Annotated in this window: 2 tRNA genes; both read left to right on the top strand. The window is 50.5% G+C overall.

The window, feature by feature from the left end:
* Nucleotides 1–3 precede the first annotated feature (3 nt).
* Nucleotides 4–79: transfer RNA gene (locus ACVA6Q_RS25045), tRNA-His, on the top strand.
* A 65-nt stretch (nt 80–144) separates the two neighbouring features.
* Nucleotides 145–218 (top strand) — tRNA-Pro (locus ACVA6Q_RS25050).
* Nucleotides 219–220 lie beyond the last annotated feature (2 nt).

Below are 220 nucleotides of genomic sequence, written 5' to 3' on the forward strand. Positions count from 1 at the left end.
GTGGTGGCTATAGCTCAGTTGGTAGAGCCCTGGATTGTGATTCCGGTGGTCGCGAGTTCGAATCTCGTTAGCCACCCCATTAATTTTGGTAGCCTTTCAAATTAAAGTGCTCCCGTTTACGTTGCAAAGCGTAATAAAAATTGTCGGTGAATAGCGCAGCTTGGTAGCGCATCTGGTTTGGGACCAGAGGGTCGGGGGTTCGAATCCCTCTTCACCGACC

It is taken from the genome of Vibrio sp. DNB22_10_4 (assembly GCF_052879755.1).